Raw genomic sequence first — 16,613 nt, forward strand, 5'->3', positions numbered from 1 at the left:
AACTTATACAAATAGATTTAAAACCGTAGTTTAAGAAACGAAAACCTATTACAAAAAGTCATTAATAAAAAACTTTTCATTTAAACTGCCTGAACTCTGTAGGGAGTAGAATTCAGGCATGATTTTTCAGTTTATTGTGATAGATTATCATTAAGTTTTATATGAATTCTATCCTAAATTGAGCACAGTCAGATTATAAGAATCGGGATTGGGGCCGAGACGTTTACCTATATCCAACCCTGCCATGGTAGCCAGATCTTCTTTCTCTAATTTGAAATCAAAAACGGCAAAATTTTCTTTAATACGGTGAGGTGTTACTGATTTGGGAATAACAATCATGCCAGAATCAAGATGCCAGCGAATAACAATTTGAGCCGGTGTTTTTTCGTATTTAGCAGCCAGTCTTTCAACAATTGGGTGATCAAAAACGCCTTTTCCACCGCGAGACAATGGGCTCCAGGATTCAGTTGTAATATGGTGGGTAGCATTCCATGAATGAAGTTGTCGCTGTTGCATCAGTGGATGCAGTTCGATTTGATTGATTACAGGTGCGACACCTGTTTCTGATATTAATTTCTGTAAATGTTCAATGTGAAAATTACATACACCAATACTGCGCACCAGTCCCGATTCTTTCAACCCAATGAATTGTTTCCATATTTCAACATACTTATCTTGCAGGGGCACGGGCCAGTGAATTAGGTAGAGATCGACGTAATCCAGTTTTAGCCGATCCAGGCTTTCTTGCAATGCAATTTGTGCATCCTGATGGCGATCATTCCACAGTTTGGTTGTGATAAAAATCTCTTCGCGTGGAATATTGCTTTCTTGTAATGCTTTCCCTACGCCTTTTTCATTGTGATAAATTGCCGCAGTGTCAATAGAACGATAGCCTACTTCCAATGCGGTGTGGATAGCGTTAACAACCTGCTCATTACTCGCTTGCCAAACCCCAAGCCCTAATTGTGGCATGAGGTTTCCATCTGCGAGTTTAATTATTGTCTGCTGACCCATTTTTACCTCCTTCAGATTTGGCATATCAGATGGACGCTTCGTAAATTCGCTTACTGGCAGCAAGCGTAATATCCTGGTGTTCACCTAACACAATCAAACCTTGCTGTTTTAGTTTTCTGAGCATACTCGGTATTGGACTGCCATCAAGCTGAAATATCCGAATACGTTCAGCATATTGCAGGAGTTTTTTACGTTTGGCATCCTATTTTTCTTGCAGTAACAGAGTCCACTCTATTCAAGGTTACTTAATTTTTCTGTCAAAACTTGGTCAGAATTCAAATCATTGACAATCATGATACCTGTCGGAGCGGACTCTAATTGTTTAACTTTTAGGATTGATGAGTTAATAACCAGAGAAAGCAAAGAGTTTTGCAATAGCGGTGAATAACCAATATATTCATTTACGTTTTCTTGATGACGCTTGTTTGTGACGCCAATACATCAATAAAGATGCGATAAGACCGCTGATCAACAAAATGACAGGCAAGATCATCAAAATATTCATGACCAAATCCTGATGCGCTTTGATGAAGGGGATTTGATTCAAGATATAGCCAAAACTCACGATTATGATGACCCATAAGAAGCCACTTAACCAATTAAAAAATTGAAAGCGTTTATTATTCAGTCCAGAAATACCTGCAAAAGTTGGCAGGAGAGTACGGACAAAGGCGAGAAAACGCCCGATGAGCAACGCCGCCAGGCCATGTTTGGCAAATAAGGTATTGGCACGTTGGCGATACTGTAGAGGAAGTTGAGCCAACCAGTTCTTGACGATCCGGGTATGACCTAACCAACGTCCTTGCAAATAACCTAACCAACATCCGAGACTTGCTGCAATAGTCAGTAAAATGATGGTTGGAAAGAACCCCATAACACCTTTAGCTATTAACGCACCAGCAAGGACCAGAAGAGTATCACCGGGCAAAAATGCGGCGGGTAACAAACCGTTTTCTAACACCAGCGTGACAAAGATGACACCATAAATAATCCAGATGACATCGGGATTGGCGAGTTGGGTAAAATCATGCTGCCAAAGTGCATGCACGATCCCGCTTAACGTTTCCATTATTTATCCTGTAATTTTTACACGATACTTTTACACAACAGTTTTTGAACAATAGCTTTTGAACAACAACAAAAAGTATCAAATAAGCACATGTGTCCCAGTGTACCGCAAAATTGCCGCAGGCGAGTTGATTTGAAGAGAATCAATGGAAGATAAGGAAAGAAAACAGTGGCCATCTGTAGTGGGAAGATAGCCATTCAGGGGCACGATCATTATGTATTTAGTTATTTATGTTAACGCACAGCAATGCGGGTAAAAGCGGCATCCAAGTCAGCAATCAGATCCTGGGGATTTTCGAGTCCGATATGTACACGGATTAATGTTCTTGTTTTTTTAGGGAAATGATAGTTGCGTAAAGTCGCGAGTGATTCAGGTGATATGCCCAAAATTAACGATTCAAATCCTCCCCAGGAAAACGCCATTTTAAAATGTTGTAAATTATCAAGATAATCAGAAAGCTGAGTGGGAGTCAGGTTAATATTCAGGAGGAAAGAGAACAACCCGCTGGAGCCGGTGAAGTCACGTTGAAAGTAGTGATGTCCGGGACAAGAAGGTAGAGCGGGGTGATAAACCTCAGCGACTTCAGGCCGTTGGGATAGCCATTTAGCAATTTCAAGACTGCTTTCTTCATGTTGTTTTAAGCGGACAGCCAGCGTATGTAATCCACGGGTTGCGGAATAAACTGTATCGGGGTCGGCAATTTGTCCCATCAGATAAGAATTTTCCCGCAATTGATCCCAACAGCGCTTATTGGCGACAGCCGTGCCCAACATGCCATCCGAATGGCCGATGATATATTTTGTGGCGGATTGAATAGAAATATCGACGCCAAAATCCAGTGCCTTGAAGAGAATACCGGCAGCCCATGTATTATCGAGCATAATGACAATTTCAGGATTAATCTGCCGGGCAGCCTGCACGATAGCAGGGACATCCTGAACCTCCATCGTGAGGGAACCGGGGGATTCCAGAAAGATGACCTTTGTATTTGGTTGAATAAGTGTGGCAATCTCTTTTCCGATCATTGGGTCAAAGTAATTTGTGGAAATATTCAGCTTCTTGAGAACATGATTGCAAAACTCTTGTGTAGGCTCATAGGCTGTCCCTGCTACTAAAATATGATCACCTGTCTCTACAAATGACAGAATGCTGTTGGTAATAGCGGCTGTACCGGATGGATACAGGGCACACCCCACGCCACCTTCCAGCTCTGCCATTGCTTCCTGAAAAGCAAAATGCGTTAATGTGCCACGACGCCCATAGAATAGTTCACCGTTAGCACGGTGTTTTATGGCATATCTCAGATCTTCAACCGTTTTGAAAATGACGGATGAAGTTCGTTGGATAATAGGGTTGACAGCATTAAGCGTGAATTTATGCTTTCTTCCGACATCAACCAGTCTGGTCTCCAGTTTCTTTTCTTCTGCCATATAATTTTCCCCTCAATTAACGTTGATTACTCAAATAATCATTGCAAGTTAAAAGATTTGTCACGTTTTTTACAAAGGGATTCTTGCAACTTGACGAAAATTCAAGGTGATCGGTGATAGTGAAAAGGAGGGTGATAGTGAAAAGGAGGGTGGTAGTGAAATCGCGCCTTTTCATTACCACTTTTTTATTAAATAGTAATGATAATTACTATCAAATCGCTCAATGTCTGATATCATTTGGAATGGACTTTTCCCTCACGTGATGAAAAGCATGAAATAGGGTTAAACGGAACCTTATCAGTTGGAAAAGCGAGCTCTGGCTCAGGATATATTAGGATTAGCAAGATGAGTAAACGCGATTCATTGCTAAGTAACAGAATCTATAAAAAAGAGAGTAAGGCTAACTGATGCGTAATTTGACAGCTTCTATTCTATTGGCACTCGGGTTAACAGGTTCAGCGTGGGCTAATACCGCACCAGCTAATACCGTACCAGCTCATACCGTACCAACAACAGCGGCTGCTGCGCCAGAAAATCAGGCTGCCCCTCAGCCGGCAACATCGGTATCTTCTGCGGCTGCGCAAGCAGAGGCGGCGAAAGCAGATACACCGCAAGGCGAAGCTCAGAAAACGGATGCGTCAGCGACGGCTGAACAGCAAACAGTAACTACCGAGGTAACTGAAATAACAGAAACAGACGCAGCGGAATCAACGGTTGTGGAAGGTTCTGAAAACTTATCCAGTGGTTTTGCAACAGATCTGTCCGTTTGGGGGATGTATCAGAATGCGGATGTCGTGGTAAAAAGCGTCATGGTAGGTTTGGTGATTGCTTCTGTTATTACATGGGCACTTTTCTTCTCCAAAGGAAGCGAATTATTCATGGCTCGTCGCCGTTTACGCAGAGAGCAACTGGCATTGGCAGACACTGCTAATCTGGATGCAGCCGTGAAAATTGCCGCTGATTTCGGTAAGAATAGTATCAGCCGCCTGTTATTGAACGAAGCACAGTCTGAACGCAACTTATCTGCTGAAAGCATTGATAAAGATGGAACCAAAGAGCGTACCTCATTCCGCATGGAGCGTGCTGTTGCGGCAATCAGCCGTCATATGGGGCGTGGAAACGGTTATCTGGCGACTATCGGCGCGATTTCACCGTTTGTCGGCCTGTTTGGTACTGTCTGGGGGATCATGAACAGCTTCATTGGTATCGCACATTCACAAACTACTAACCTGGCGGTTGTTGCTCCGGGTATTGCAGAAGCACTCTTGGCGACAGCCTTGGGTCTGGTCGCTGCAATTCCGGCGGTAGTTATCTATAACGTTTTTGCCCGTGTGATTTCATCATACCGTGGGCAAGTGGGCGATATGGCAGCACAGGCAATTCTGTTGCTTGGCCGTGATCTTGATTTGGCTGACAGAGAAACTGAGAAAGCAGAAGCAAGGTAATCAATTATGGCAATACGTCTTAATGAGAATTTGGACGATAACGGTGAATTACACGAGATTAACGTCACACCATTTATTGATGTGATGTTGGTACTGTTGATCATCTTCATGGTGGCAGCACCACTGGCGACCGTCGATATCAAAGTCGATTTACCTGCATCATCAGCCAAACCACAACCGCGACCAGAGAAACCGGTCTTTCTGACGGTGAAAGCTGATCAGCAGCTATATGTCGGTGATCAGTTGGTTGACCATAGTACGCTCTCTTCGGTACTGGATCAAACAACCCAATCTAATAAAGAAACCACGATTTTCTTCCAGGCGGATAAAACCGTAGATTATGAAACGTTAATGAGCGTGATGGATTCTCTGCGCAAGGCTGGCTACCTGAAAGTGGGTCTGGTTGGCATGGAAGCGGTAGAGGCCAAATAATCTGATCAGTGGTTAATCCAATCTGAATAATAAAAACTGCCCGAATAGTTAACCAGAATAGTTAAATCGGGTAGTTTTAATCAAAATTGAGTCATGGCGTTCATTTATTGATAATGTTAAATGTTTAAATAATACCCAATGACTTTATCATGCATTTCAATGAATTTTAGACTCGCGCAGTGGTTAGCGGTGTCTGTGTTATTTCTGACCAAGTCTGTATATACTATGCTTATAAACTGTCCAATATGAGGGAACATTATGGAAAATATGTCATTAGCACAGGCTCACAAGAAAATGCCAAGACTAATCTCTGATGCGGATTTCAACAAAAAATTAAAAATGCCTTCTAAAAATATTGCTCATACAAAACAGTTCATTGAAGAAGGCGTGGCTGATTATGTTTTGCCGGGGTTTGCCGTTCAGCATGGCTATCGTCTGGTTAAGCCTCTAAAAAAAGACCAATACCGCCTTATCGCCACGGGTGATGAGCCTGAAACAGTTTACCTCGTTGAGTTAAGATTCCGTAAAGACATTGTTTTTAACAAAACAACCTGTACTCAAATAAAAGTCTGGCGTAGCACCTCCATTGAGCATAAAGGTGCTGTTAATGATCTGCCGAGAACATTCTTTTTCAATCTATTAGAGCAGCATAACATTGTGGTTACTGACGAGGAACAAACCGGAGACGGCAGGCGTTTTTGGGAAACCATGCTCTCATGGGCATTTGGTACAGGGTTCCATGTTTATGCCTCTGATGGTCCACAAATGGACAGTCCGCTAACCGCAATTGCAAATATGAGAGAGTTTCACGAAGAATGGGGTGATTTTTATTGGGGGGAAGATCCCGACGTTCACACTCACCGTTTAGTTGTTATTAGCAAGGCGCTGTTATCACAGTAACTTTTGTGTTTAGAAAGTTGTTTCACGAGGCCTTCACTGCTCAAAATGTACCAGCTTAGACAACGTCATCTGACAGTTTAGAACGATAATTACGGCTATAACCAACCGCGAACAAGGAAAATGCGCTTCATTTCGTCATCGTCGGGTAGTTTATATTCACCATCCACGTGGAAACTCGTGATATCCAGATTAAACAAAGACTCACATTCAGACATTCTTTGAGTATCTAATCGGTATGTTGTAAACATGCATCTTCATAGTCAAGTATTTCACTGTTTGACAGACTAGATAAATATTCATCTATGATCTTGAAAGAAATATTTGGTGCAATATCAATAGAGAAATACGTTGATGTAAATGAAGAGGACGTCACTGCACCAAATTCTTGTACTTTTCTAATAACATCATTCAGATTGCTCTTATCGTATTAATCCAGCTTCGTCCTTTATTCAAAGTATGGATTTTAAAACCACGCTCCTTACCCTGTTAAAAACTGCCAGAATAGTTAACCAGAATAATTAAACCGGTCAGTTTTAATCAAAATCGCTCTTTCTGCCTTATCAATTAATAGGTGCGTTATATTTATTAAGAGGAAGTGATTATCATATCGTTTGATATTGGTTTTATATTTTTATTCTTACACCTGTCAGGATTAATTGTAATTGTTTTGTCCGAATTTTTAATAGGATGATTTTTTATTTAGCACGTGTTTTTTATCATGATATTATTAGCGTCTCTCGTTAAATTACAGAGAGATAATAGTATAACTGTAGTTGCTCCATTTTTATTTCTTGTGTTGATATTTTAATACGAAATCTATTTAGGTCAGTATTCTTATTTATCCAAGGAGAAGATATGAGTAACCAGAATGATTTTAAAGCATTTGCTATTGGCGGAAATGCGAACGTTGTTTCTCAGGAAGATTATCAAAATAATTCTAATCTGGATATTGGGCTACCTCCCAATAAACTTGAAATTGATTTGTTAAACAAAATATTACGTCAAACGTCAACAATGTCTTCCGTTATGGCTAATTTTATGTCTACCCAATGTGAGCAGAATGTCTTAGATGACGGAGATGTTTCTGGTCTGTCTCAGAAATTTTCTGATTCGTTGAAGTGTCATGAGGAAAAGCAATTTCCTAATCAGTTAATGCAAAATGGTTATCAGGAATTCCCTAATGGACTAATGATTCAATGGGGTATGCATAAATTTGAGTTTTTTGTTGAAAACACAGTAGAATTACCAAAACCTTTTAAAAACTCTATTTTTAATATTCAGTTTATAGATACAGGTTCTTGGATAATTCCTATGGCTGGATATACCAATGGTACTTTAAACAGTTTTAGAGCCTGGATCGCTGGTAAGTTTTTTGATTATATGGGCAATGAGGATGTATTAAAGCCTGATATGGGTGTTGTTGGTCAATATGTTGTCATTGGATGTTAATGTATATTTCAGATGATATGTTTTATATTGTTATAATATTAATAATATAATTTATTCATTGATAATAAAAACTGTCCGAATGGAATAATCGGGCAGTTTTTCTATCAAATACCAGCTAATAATAAAACCTACGCGTTTTTCCAATCAAATGGCAGTAGCTCACCAAGTGATAAAATCTGCTCTTTGGTAACTTTCACTTCGGCATGGATATTTTCCTTATTTATCTGGCTGATAAATTCCCGACAACGCCCACATGGAGGAATAATGTTTCCATATTGGTTGACTGCGATAATTTTAACTATCCGGGTTTCTCTATGTTTTATCATATCGGCAATGGCACCATGTTCTGCACAAAAACCCATTGAACAGGCGGTGTCAATATTAATACCGGTATAAATATGCCCTGATCCACTCTGAATAACCGCAGCTACATGACCATATTTAATATATTTATTTAATTGTGTCGGAGAAATAAGCTGATGGGCAGTATTTTCCATTTCATCAAAAGAAAACATGATAAATATTCCTGACGAGATAACATATAGAGCTTACTCTTTAATATTACGAATAAGCTCCACAACCGATTGTGCCATTTCCTCTTCATTTTCTCCTTCAACCCGAATAGTGACTTCCATGCCACTTTTTATTCCCATCGACATAATTTTGAACATGCTTTTTAAATTAGCACTTTTATCTCCGCTGATAATTTCTATTGTGCCATTATAAGTTTTGGCTAAATTACAAAGTTGGGCAGAAGGCCGGGTATGTAGCCCCGAAGGAGCTGTGACTACTACGGAATATTCGATCATAAATTTACCTAAAAAGAAAATCAGGATTCAGTTAATGAACCACCACGTGTCTGGATAACTTTCTGATACCAATAAAACGAATCCTTCTTATAACGGCTGAGGTCTTTTAAATCGTCGTCAGTGCGATTGACATAAACAAAACCATACCGTTTCTTGTAACCATTGCTGGTGGAAAGAAGGTCAATAAAACTCCACGGATTATAGGAGAGAACTACAACACCCGAATCTATCGCCCGTTTAATGGCCTGAAGGTGTTTTTCCAGATAATCAATGCGGTAACTGTCATGAATGGTGCCGTCAGATTCCAGTACATCATCGGCACCGAAGCCATTCTCAGTGATCATCAACGGCTTCTGATAACGGGTATATAAATCGCGTAATAGATATTCAAGCCCAAGCGGGTCAATCGCCCAATCCCAGTCTGTGGTATCAAGTTGTGGGTTTTTATGGATCTGATAGTAATCGGGTTGGATCTCATAGCCGTCAATTTGTCCTTTGACACCTGTTGGATTAAAACCATCCATTCGTCTCTGAGCATTTGCCGGCGCTGCGGCAGCGGTATGGCTGCAATAATAATTGAGTGCCAGAAAATCAGAATAGCCCTCTCTGATTAATTCCATATCGCCGTCTTCAATATTGGGAGCCAGCCCATGATTTTTCAGGTAAGTTAACGCGGATTGATTATATTGCCCTTTCAGATAGATATCGGTGAAATAGTAATTGCGTAGATCATTGGCATTTTGGGCAGCCAGATTATCTTCCGGTTTACTGGTCAGTGGATAAATAGCGGAATACCCTAATGCGGCACCAACCTGACCACCAGGCACCCATTGATGAACCAACTTACAGGCAATCGCATGAGCCAGATTCATATGGTGATTGATCTGATACTTAATCTGCTCATTGTGGAGATATTGCTCAGGGATAAAGCACTTTTTCGTCCAGAATTGCACGATAATGCTTTGTTCATTGATCGTCAGCCAATATTTAACTTTCCCGCCATATTCTCTGATGACAAATTCAGCATAACAGGCAAAATCATTCACACTTTGTCTGTCGATCCAACCATGATATTTTTCCACCAATGCCATAGGCATATCATAATGATAAAGTGTCGGGATTGGCGTAATACCGTTTTCCAATAGTTCATCGATAAGATTGTGGTAAAACTGCACGCCTTTGTCATTAGGCTTGCCGATCCCGTCAGGGAAAATGCGTGACCATGCGATGGAGAAACGATAGGCTTTCAACCCCAGTTCTTTCATTAATGCAATATCTTCTTTATAGCGGTGATAATGATCACTGGTAATATGAGTATCAGCTAATCCGGGTTTATTATTGAGAATATCTTGCTGTGATAATTTTTTGCCATATTCTTCCGCTGCTCCTTCAACCTGATAGGCACTGGTTGCAGCTCCCCAAAGAAAGTTTTCAGGAAACAGAGTATTATTTTTCGTCATGCTGTTTTTCCTCTTTATTATTACTCGTAGTGTGAAGATGTTTATATAAACTAATAATTTCTTCTCTCAGAATTAACTCACTGCGTATTGTCATTAATGTATCCTGAGCATGAATAAACAGTAGGCTTAAATTAAAGTTATCTCCCTGAGTTTCTTTCTGAATAACTTCAGTCTGTGTCTGATGGGCAGACAACACCATTTTGCGTGCTTTTTCCATATATAAGCGGGCATTGTCAAAATCACCGTCACGGGCATATTTCATGGCCTTTTCACTTTTTTCTCTGGCATTACCTGCATCGAGAATTATTTCCATGGAAATAGGAATTAAGATATTTTCCTCACTGTTCATTGCTATTTTCCTTGTAATGGAGTTGGATATATAACTTATGCTGCATTGGTGCTCTCTTCCTCAATCCGTTTTTTCTCATACACCTTAAAGAAGGGATACCAGGTAATCAGGAACACGGCCATTAGTACGATGTAACAGATGATAGCCCGCCAGTCTTCCGTAATCATGACACTGGAGAACGGGGCAGGTATTTGACCGACCTGAATCATTTTAGCGGGAATATTCAGCCAGTCTGAACGCATGAATACCCAGACGATAATGGGACTGGTGATTGCGTTAATCCACATGGGGAGCATTAACAGTGGGTTGAGGACAATCGGTGTACCAAACACCAGCGGTTCGTTGATATTGAAGAAAGAAGGCCCTATGCAGATATAGCCCGTGGCTTTAAGCTCTCTGGATTTAGAAAACAGCATTAAAAGATTTAATGCGAGAGTGGCGCCGGTTCCTCCCATGGTAATCAAAGCTGCTGTATACATGGTTTCATAGGTCACAATATTGGTAGGGGACTGCCCTGCTGCCACCAGAGTCATATTGGTACTGATACCAAGCATAAAGATAGGCATTTGCAGGCCGGTAAATGTCCAGACTGAAATTCCCATCGACATTGCAATAGCAGGGATTAATGCCATGAGTATAAATCCCGGCAATGTTTGCCCGAATGCAGCAATAGGCGAAAAGAGAGAAAGTAGCCGGGAGAAGACATCAACTTCAAAGGTGAATACCAACAATGTCCCTGCCCCGATGGAAATCAGAATCGGGATAATGGCATGTATCCAGCCGACAACAAAATCAGGCAGGGAACTTTCTTTCAGCAAACCGATTTTGGTATAGAGATGAAACAGATAGGAAACAAATAAGCCGGTGACAATACCCAATAAAATGCCTGCGGGGCCGAATCGTTCAAAACTGACAATCATATTGCCGTCAGCGAACTCCGGTTTAATGAACATCATATAGACACAAATAGAAGTCAGCCCGGCAATTAGGGTATAGCGAAAATGATGAAGTTTTTCCATCATCTGATTAGCTATCATAAACGCGGTAATTAAACCGAGCATGCCAAAAGAGTATTCGGCAATCCGGCCAAGATTGGGTAAAAAAGGAAGGTAAGCACGAAATACATTATAAAAAAATATAAGTGATCCCGCTAAGATAAAAGGAATATTTTTCTGCATGGAGCCAGAAATAGCGGCTACCCACGGTCGCTTAGTAAAATTTTGCATCGCGGGTGCAAATGAGTCAGATAACCACGACATAAATGCTTTCATTTCGCATCTCTCTTTATTATTGTCTTTGTCTATTCTGAGTAAGTGAAATCCCTGGTATTGTAAAGAATAAAATTAACGATTTAATGTACTTATAGCTAATTCCAGTAATGCTTCTCCGTCTAATTTTCCATAAATATTTTGTGGTACGACAAGCACAGGAATATTGTAAATATCAGCATGTTTTTGGAACTCATCTTTTTGCGAAGCATAGTGAGGTCCAAGAAACAGGATATCGATAACTGAAAAGTATTCTGCTACCTCGCTTTCACTTCTGGCTTCAACAGTAGCTGATACCCCTTTTTGTCTGGCGGCATTTCTGGTTTTTGTTGCTAACATGCCACTGGAAATACCTGCTCCACAACACAACATAATAAAAATATTTTTCATATAAATTCCTCATTATTTTGCTGCTAATTGATTTTTGTTTTTTGATATATAAACTACTATCTTGAATTTTGATTTTATATTCAATTATGTGTTTTCACTTTAAGAGGGAAAAATTATATTTTTCTAAATTGATTATCTCAGTAAGTTTAAGTTGTTATTTGTTAATTTAACAGGGGGTTATAATGCTAAGGCCTAAGCAGAAAGAATTATTGGACTATTTACTGAATAAAAATACCCCGACGTTGGCAATAAAATTATCTCAGGTCTTAAACGTCTCCACTAGAACGATAAAAAATTATGTAGCGGAAATTAATGAATCCTATGGCGAGAAAATTATTCTTTCTGGTCGAAACGGGTATTCTTTATCACATGATACAAATATAAAATTACACCAACAACCCAGTAATCAGCCGAAAACCTATCAGGAAAGGGCTTGTTTTTTGATTAAGTCCATCCTGTTATTTAAGCAAAGTAATAATATTTATGATCTCAGTGCTGATTTGTATATCAGTGACTCAACGTTAAAATCATTGATATATAAAATGAATAGTTCATTTGAACAATTTAATGTCAGGTTTTTATGCAGGAATAACCATATTGAAATTTTGGGGGAAGAACAAAAGTTAAGGGAGTTAGTTTACTATACCATCATTGAAAAAACAGATTATCGTTTCAGTGAGTTAAAAACATTGGAAACAATATTTGGTACTCAACAGGTAGAAATGGTATCCAATCTTATTAAGAAAATATTTTATAAATGGGGCTATTCTTTTTATGATCTCTCTTATGACAATCTTGTCTTACATTTTCTGATACTGATAAATCGGTTAAAGCATGACAAGTATTTAGATACTCAGCTAACTTTTGTCGGGAATAATAAATTACACGCTATAACTGATGAGTTATGTGATAATCTGCAACATAAATTTGATGTTTCAATATCAGAGAATGAAAGGAACGCCTGTTATACTTTGTTGAAAATCAATATCAATTCTAATCATACTAAAAGTAGTGAATCAATTGATTTGGTGGATGCGGGTTTATACCAGTTTACCAAACAAATTACTGAATCTGTACAGGAACACTATCTGGTTGATTTTGGCACAGATGATTTTATCTCATTATTTTCTCAGCATATATCAGGGCTGAGAACACGGCTGGAATATAATATTTATACTAAAAACCCTATGTTGGAGGTAATAAAAAAGGAGTGTCGTATAATTTTTGATATCGCTGTTTTTATCTCTTTACAATTAAATGAATCTTTAGGTAAGAAACTGAATGAAGATGAGATCTCTTTTATTGCCCTGCATGTTGGTGCTGAATTTGAACGGCAAAAAAGTCATGATAATAAAGTACGGGCAGTGCTTTTATGCCCCGGCTACCGGGGAATTGAAAATAAAATCTATCATCAATTATTGTGTGATTTTGGTAATGAAATAAGTGTGATTAAGAGGATTTCGCAGCCTTCTGAATTGGAGACTCTGGAATTCGAATTATTGATTACAACAATAAATCTTCCTGCCAGCCATAATTATGAAACAGTGTATATTTCTCCTTTTCAATTACGGAATAAGCGTACTCAGTTGATTAGCAAAATTGATATTGCTAATGCAAACCGGAAGAAGAGAACGCTACAACGTAATTTTGATCTATTTTTTGAACAAGGTCTGTTTTGGTTTGAACCCGGCTTTCAGCACAGAGATGCACTTCTTGATGATCTTTGCCAGACAATGTTTGCCAAAGGTTATGTTGAGTCTGATTTTGTCAGATATGTTCATCAGCGTGAAAGTGCTTCCTCAACGGCTTTTGGCATTCTGGCATTACCTCATTCAGTAAAGATGGATGCGATAAAAACGGGTGTTGCTGTTGTTATCAGTCCAAAAGGGATACGTTGGGGGAAATATGAACGTGTGCATGTTATTTTTTTAATAGCAATAAACAAGATAGACAAGGTATGTTTTGCAGAGTGTTATGATGCGTTATTAGATGTTTTTAGCCATGATAAGATTATTAATCAGCTGCATAAAATAACTTGTTTTGAAAGCTTTCGGGAAATGTTGATCAGAGCGAATAAATCTCAATTTATGGATGATAATGCTTAAAATTTGGTTGTCTATTATAAAATAGAAATAAGGCGCTGAGTGGTTATCATGAACTCAACGCCTTATTTATTGCTGTGAGAAAAAATTCTTATTTCTCAGGTAATCCAGACTTAAGTAAATTTATTATTGCTGTAATGCGATGGGAAATATCAGTTTCTGGTAAAGGTGGCGTTTGCCCTAGCACCATTTGTCTGAGCGGCTCTGCAATCACCATAGAGATAGCTAATTCACTGAATATTTTATAATTAAATTCTTTTAATAATCCTTGTTTATATTGCTGTTCTAGCCAATTTGCTAAAATAATTTTGTTTTTTTCAAGACCGCCTTGTTGATATTTTTCTAAGAAGGCATCCCGGTGAGGAAAATCAGACTGTAATAATTTAAATAATCCGACTGCATCTTTAGATAAGGATTTTTCAGCGATTCCCATTAAATAATTTCCCAATGAAATTATCACTTGTTGGTAGTTATTGGCATTCTTAGTCAGGGGAAGGACTGCGTTATCTGTCCAGTTTAATATAACTTGCTCAATCAAATCTTCTCTATTTTTAACGAAACGATAGAGTGTCTTTTTGGCGATCTTGGCTTGTTGGGCAATAACATCCATGGTGGTTGCGCTATAGCCCTGATTTAACAGCAGAGAAAGAGTAATATCATGGATTTTCTCACGTATTTCTTGTTCGGGAATTGACGGGCGACCTCGTGGGCGTGGATGATTTTCTGCCATTTTAGCACCTTATAAGTTGTCGATATTTAATGTACCGCATTGGCTTTATTCCATTAAAAGGAAGAAATGTTTACTTGCAATAAATGGAAATTTATCAATTTCCACCAAATACAGAACTTACAGTCACTTGTCAATATTTACAATAAGTAATTATCACATTATCTATGGTAATTAGCAGTGAAAGATGCTGCTCAGAACACTTCGGTTATTTTTTATCAACTCTCTTATTATTTATAACTTACTGTTTTTAATAACTAATAATCATAATTGATGTTATTCAATTATTGAAAATATGCTTACTATGTGATCTGTCTCACAGGATAGCACTTTTGGTTAAATTTTGTTAGCAAAACGTTAATTTGAACCTTAGTATCGCTATTATTGATCACAAAATTAACTATAAAGTAACAAGGATTGCGGAATGTTAATCCGCCTGACTATTTCTTAGGAAATTTTTTGAATTAATGGTTTCTTAGAAAATGTATTTCCTGGCGGTGGAAAAAGGTAGGTGACAAAAGGTAATAACAACACTAGTGAGGACCATAATAATGATAAAACACAACGTAATAGCAATGACGATTCCGGTTTTCCTTATCGCTGGGGCTGCAAATGCGGCCGAAGTTTATAATAAGGATGGTAATAAGATTGATTTATATGGAAAGGCTGAAGTTCAACATTACTTTGCTAAATCAAAAAGCAAAGAAGCGGGTGATAACTCCAGCGGCCGTATCGGTGTGAGAGGGACAACCCAACTTACAGACACAATTTCAGGATTCGGGCGCTGGGAATTCAATCTGGGTGCCAACAGAACCGAAGTTGAAAGCAGCAAATTTGCAAGAACACGTCTGGCTTATGTCGGCTTTAAACTGGGTAATTATGGCACCCTGGATTATGGTCGTAACTTCGGCGTGGTATATGATGCCAACACGTTTACAGATATGCTTCCCGTGTTTGGTGGCGATAGCATGGCTGCAACTGATAATTTCATGATGGGGCGTTCGACAGGGTTATTAACTTATCGTAACACTGACTTTTTTGGCCTGGTGAACGGGTTGAATTTCGCCCTGCAATATCAGGCCAAAAATGATGGTGATACTAAAAATGCCCGTGATGATGTTTCGCGGCAGAATGGTGATGGTTTTGGCCTTTCCAGCTCTTACGATTTTGGCAATGGTGTGACTGTTGCCGCTTCTTATGGCAATTCTAATCGTACTCAGGCACAAAAACAGGGTACGGAATCAGCTAAGACACTGGCGAAAGGGAACAAAGCTGAAGCATGGTTGGTATCAGCTAAGTACGATAGAAATAATGTCTATCTGGCAGCTATATACGGTGAGGCTCGTAATTTGACCCGATTCGGCAGCGCTGTAGATAATCATGCGATGTTTGCGAATAAAACGGAAAACATTGAGTTAACTGCCCAATATCTATTTGATTTTGGCTTGCGTCCGTCTATTGGTTATGTCTATTCCAGAGGTAAAGACTTAGGTAACGATTTGGGCGAGAACAATTTATTGAGAACCAAAGGGTCTGAAGATCTGGTAAAGTATATCTCTATCGGAGCATCTTATAATTTCAATAAAAATATGGGTACTTATGCTGAATACAAAATCAACTTGCTGAAAAATAATGACTTTACTAAAACAACTAAGATTAAAACAGATAATGTAATGGGTGTTGGCTTGGTATATCGCTTCTAATTTGTATGAAGTATCAGTTTATGTGAATTAAAACAGCCTCAATGGGAATACTATTGAGGCTGTATC

General features: G+C 39.0%; 16 protein-coding genes and 1 pseudogene. 6 read left to right on the plus strand and 11 right to left on the minus strand.

Translation table 11 applies throughout. The features are described from left to right. Nucleotides 1–168: 168 nt before the first annotated feature. From dkgA to metC, 4 genes and pseudogenes are all read right to left on the minus strand, one after another. A complete protein-coding gene (gene dkgA, locus BDD26_RS03980; protein ID WP_038268004.1) occupies nt 169–1,014 on the minus strand; it encodes a 2,5-didehydrogluconate reductase DkgA in 846 nt (281 codons plus the stop codon). A 25-nt stretch (nt 1,015–1,039) separates the two neighbouring features. Continuing rightward, nucleotides 1,040–1,210: pseudogene (locus BDD26_RS19945) on the minus strand (NADH-dependent alcohol dehydrogenase); the annotation flags it as partial. A 201-nt stretch (nt 1,211–1,411) separates the two neighbouring features. Further along, nucleotides 1,412–2,083, minus strand: coding sequence for a DedA family protein (locus tag BDD26_RS03985; protein ID WP_115825606.1), 672 nt, complete (start codon nt 2,081–2,083; stop codon nt 1,412–1,414). A 233-nt stretch (nt 2,084–2,316) separates the two neighbouring features. Beyond that, complete coding sequence (metC, locus tag BDD26_RS03990) at nt 2,317–3,513, minus strand: cystathionine beta-lyase (protein ID WP_115825607.1); 1,197 nt, start codon at nt 3,511–3,513, stop codon at nt 2,317–2,319. Nucleotides 3,514–3,920: 407 nt separating this feature from the next. Between metC and exbB the strand changes: the two genes are divergently transcribed. From exbB to BDD26_RS04010, 4 genes are all read left to right on the plus strand, one after another. Then, nucleotides 3,921–4,958 carry a tonB-system energizer ExbB gene (gene exbB / locus BDD26_RS03995; RefSeq protein ID WP_038268012.1) on the plus strand — a complete coding sequence of 346 codons (1,038 nt, stop codon included), beginning with the start codon at nt 3,921–3,923 and terminating at the stop codon, nt 4,956–4,958. A 6-nt stretch (nt 4,959–4,964) separates the two neighbouring features. Then, complete coding sequence (exbD, locus tag BDD26_RS04000) at nt 4,965–5,390, plus strand: TonB system transport protein ExbD (protein ID WP_038268016.1); 426 nt, start codon at nt 4,965–4,967, stop codon at nt 5,388–5,390. A gap of 267 nt (nt 5,391–5,657) precedes the next feature. Beyond that, on the plus strand, nt 5,658–6,290 hold the full coding sequence (locus BDD26_RS04005; RefSeq protein WP_425330435.1) for a hypothetical protein: 633 nt from the start codon (nt 5,658–5,660) through the stop codon (nt 6,288–6,290). Between the two features lie 855 nt (nt 6,291–7,145). Beyond that, a complete protein-coding gene (locus BDD26_RS04010) occupies nt 7,146–7,739 on the plus strand; it encodes a gp53-like domain-containing protein (protein ID WP_115825609.1) in 594 nt (197 codons plus the stop codon). 128 nt (nt 7,740–7,867) lie between these two features. Here BDD26_RS04010 and BDD26_RS04015 read toward each other — a convergent pair whose 3' ends face one another. The 6 genes from BDD26_RS04015 to BDD26_RS04040 all read right to left on the minus strand — a co-directional run bounded on the left by BDD26_RS04015 (nt 7,868) and on the right by BDD26_RS04040 (nt 12,015). Then, nucleotides 7,868–8,254 carry a cytidine deaminase family protein gene (locus BDD26_RS04015; RefSeq protein WP_038268022.1) on the minus strand — a complete coding sequence of 129 codons (387 nt, stop codon included), beginning with the start codon at nt 8,252–8,254 and terminating at the stop codon, nt 7,868–7,870. Nucleotides 8,255–8,287: 33 nt separating this feature from the next. Continuing rightward, a complete protein-coding gene (locus BDD26_RS04020) occupies nt 8,288–8,548 on the minus strand; it encodes an HPr family phosphocarrier protein (protein ID WP_115825610.1) in 261 nt (86 codons plus the stop codon). Nucleotides 8,549–8,568: 20 nt separating this feature from the next. Further along, the gene (locus BDD26_RS04025) at nt 8,569–10,008 is read right to left on the minus strand and encodes a glycoside hydrolase family 1 protein (RefSeq protein ID WP_115825611.1); all 1,440 of its coding nucleotides are present in this window, start codon (nt 10,006–10,008) and stop codon (nt 8,569–8,571) included. Then, nucleotides 9,995–10,357, minus strand: a complete 363-nt coding sequence (locus tag BDD26_RS04030; RefSeq protein WP_038268031.1) for a PTS lactose/cellobiose transporter subunit IIA — start codon at nt 10,355–10,357, stop codon at nt 9,995–9,997. The genes BDD26_RS04025 and BDD26_RS04030 overlap by 14 nt, the downstream gene beginning before the upstream one ends. A gap of 35 nt (nt 10,358–10,392) precedes the next feature. After that, nucleotides 10,393–11,616, minus strand: coding sequence for a PTS transporter subunit EIIC (locus BDD26_RS04035; protein WP_211305450.1), 1,224 nt, complete (start codon nt 11,614–11,616; stop codon nt 10,393–10,395). An 84-nt stretch (nt 11,617–11,700) separates the two neighbouring features. Further along, nucleotides 11,701–12,015: a PTS sugar transporter subunit IIB gene (locus tag BDD26_RS04040; RefSeq protein ID WP_038268037.1), complete on the minus strand. Its 315-nt coding sequence runs from the start codon at nt 12,013–12,015 to the stop codon at nt 11,701–11,703. Between the two features lie 182 nt (nt 12,016–12,197). Here BDD26_RS04040 and BDD26_RS04045 point away from each other — a divergent pair, with 182 nt between their 5' ends. After that, nucleotides 12,198–14,120 carry a BglG family transcription antiterminator gene (locus BDD26_RS04045; protein WP_115825613.1) on the plus strand — a complete coding sequence of 641 codons (1,923 nt, stop codon included), beginning with the start codon at nt 12,198–12,200 and terminating at the stop codon, nt 14,118–14,120. Nucleotides 14,121–14,208: 88 nt separating this feature from the next. On the opposite strand, the gene BDD26_RS04050 is transcribed toward BDD26_RS04045, so the two are convergent. Then, nucleotides 14,209–14,847, minus strand: coding sequence for a TetR/AcrR family transcriptional regulator (locus BDD26_RS04050; RefSeq protein ID WP_038268042.1), 639 nt, complete (start codon nt 14,845–14,847; stop codon nt 14,209–14,211). A 548-nt stretch (nt 14,848–15,395) separates the two neighbouring features. Between BDD26_RS04050 and BDD26_RS04055 the strand changes: the two genes are divergently transcribed. Next, nucleotides 15,396–16,547, plus strand: coding sequence for a porin (locus BDD26_RS04055; RefSeq protein ID WP_038268044.1), 1,152 nt, complete (start codon nt 15,396–15,398; stop codon nt 16,545–16,547). Nucleotides 16,548–16,613: the final 66 nt, after the last annotated feature.

The organism is Xenorhabdus cabanillasii (assembly GCF_003386665.1).
GTDB lineage: Bacteria > Pseudomonadota > Gammaproteobacteria > Enterobacterales > Enterobacteriaceae > Xenorhabdus > Xenorhabdus cabanillasii.

Bases quoted from the DNA above. Each gene is read 5' to 3' on its own strand.
- BDD26_RS03985 (WP_115825606.1), bottom strand. From the start codon at position 2,083: ATGGAAACGTTAAGCGGGATCGTGCATGCACTTTGGCAGCATGATTTT.
- BDD26_RS04045 (WP_115825613.1), top strand. From the start codon at position 12,198: ATGCTAAGGCCTAAGCAGAAAGAATTATTGGACTATTTACTGAATAAA.
- exbD (WP_038268016.1), top strand. From the start codon at position 4,965: ATGGCAATACGTCTTAATGAGAATTTGGACGATAACGGTGAATTACAC.
- BDD26_RS04005 (WP_425330435.1), top strand. From the start codon at position 5,658: ATGTCATTAGCACAGGCTCACAAGAAAATGCCAAGACTAATCTCTGAT.
- BDD26_RS04010 (WP_115825609.1), top strand. From the start codon at position 7,146: ATGAGTAACCAGAATGATTTTAAAGCATTTGCTATTGGCGGAAATGCG.
- BDD26_RS04020 (WP_115825610.1), bottom strand. From the start codon at position 8,548: ATGATCGAATATTCCGTAGTAGTCACAGCTCCTTCGGGGCTACATACC.
- metC (WP_115825607.1), bottom strand. From the start codon at position 3,513: ATGGCAGAAGAAAAGAAACTGGAGACCAGACTGGTTGATGTCGGAAGA.
- BDD26_RS04050 (WP_038268042.1), bottom strand. From the start codon at position 14,847: ATGGCAGAAAATCATCCACGCCCACGAGGTCGCCCGTCAATTCCCGAA.
- BDD26_RS04040 (WP_038268037.1), bottom strand. From the start codon at position 12,015: ATGAAAAATATTTTTATTATGTTGTGTTGTGGAGCAGGTATTTCCAGT.
- dkgA (WP_038268004.1), bottom strand. From the start codon at position 1,014: ATGGGTCAGCAGACAATAATTAAACTCGCAGATGGAAACCTCATGCCA.
- BDD26_RS04025 (WP_115825611.1), bottom strand. From the start codon at position 10,008: ATGACGAAAAATAATACTCTGTTTCCTGAAAACTTTCTTTGGGGAGCT.
- exbB (WP_038268012.1), top strand. From the start codon at position 3,921: ATGCGTAATTTGACAGCTTCTATTCTATTGGCACTCGGGTTAACAGGT.
- BDD26_RS04035 (WP_211305450.1), bottom strand. From the start codon at position 11,616: ATGTCGTGGTTATCTGACTCATTTGCACCCGCGATGCAAAATTTTACT.
- BDD26_RS04055 (WP_038268044.1), top strand. From the start codon at position 15,396: ATGATAAAACACAACGTAATAGCAATGACGATTCCGGTTTTCCTTATC.
- BDD26_RS04015 (WP_038268022.1), bottom strand. From the start codon at position 8,254: ATGTTTTCTTTTGATGAAATGGAAAATACTGCCCATCAGCTTATTTCT.
- BDD26_RS04030 (WP_038268031.1), bottom strand. From the start codon at position 10,357: ATGAACAGTGAGGAAAATATCTTAATTCCTATTTCCATGGAAATAATT.